The organism is Candidatus Symbiopectobacterium sp. NZEC135, from assembly GCF_025962695.1.
In genome coordinates, this window is sequence record NZ_JAGFPF010000777.1 from 1 (window position 1) to 947 (window position 947).

Annotated in this window: 1 protein-coding gene and 1 pseudogene; one reads left to right on the plus strand and one right to left on the minus strand. The window is 56.7% G+C overall.

Annotation, left to right across the window (positions count from 1 at the left end; all coding sequences use genetic code 11):
- Positions 1–657, plus strand: a 657-nt coding sequence (gene xni, locus J5224_RS30375; RefSeq protein WP_264628759.1) for a flap endonuclease Xni, incomplete at its 5' end; no start/stop codon positions are given.
- Positions 658–823: 166 nt separating this feature from the next.
- Here the strand turns inward: xni and J5224_RS30380 are convergent.
- Positions 824–947 (minus strand): annotated as a pseudogene (locus J5224_RS30380) (23S rRNA (cytidine(2498)-2'-O)-methyltransferase RlmM); the annotation flags it as partial.

The following is a 947-nucleotide window of genomic DNA, read 5'->3' on the forward strand; positions in this document are numbered from 1 at the left end:
CTGCTACAGCATAGCCAGCCGACGCACGCCGTCGCGGTGTTTGATGATGAACAGCGCGCCGACAGTTGGCGGCACCAGTTACTGCCGGACTACAAAGCGGGCCGCCCGCCCATGCCAGAGAATCTGGCGCTGGAACTGTCGCACATACGGCAAGCGCTGGAAACGATGGGCATTGTCTGCTGGCATACGCCAGGCAATGAAGCCGATGATTTGGCGGCAACGCTCGCCACCAAAGTCGCCCAGGCTGGCCATCAGGCGACAATTGTCTCGACCGACAAGGGCTACTGCCAACTGCTGGCGCCAACTATCCAGATTCGCGATTATTTTCAAAAGCGCTGGCTGGATGTGCCTTTTATCGCCCAGGAGTTTGGCGTTTCACCACAGCAACTGCCTGATTTCTGGGGGCTGGCAGGCATCAGCAGCAGCAAAATACCCGGTGTAGTGGGCATTGGCCCCAAAAGCGCCAGTCAACTGCTTGCCCAAGCGGGAACGTTGGAGCAGATTTATCAGCAGTTGGATGCCGTACCGGAAAAATGGCGGCACAAGCTGGAATCACAGCGTGAGATGGCCTTTGCGAGTCGTCAGGTGGCAACGTTACGCACGGATTTGGCACTGGAAGGGAATTTACAGCAGTTACGGCTGACAGCGGGGAAATAAACACGCCATTCTTCTCGAACGACGCATGAGGTTGGTGACAAACCTACTAGAACAGTCATTCCCGCCACCCTCCGTCATTCCCGCGAATGCGGGAATCTCTGGCCGGTAAAACACGTTTCTTCTGGCAGAGATCCCCGGCTTTCGCCGAGGATGACGAATATAAAAATTAACGCTCGTCGCGCCGTCCCGGCACCGCGCCCCATATGCGCCGCGCGTGTACCGTCACTTCCTCGCGATCGTGATACAACTGGCGAGCAAGGGTCTCAAAATTAATGCCATGCTCACTCAAG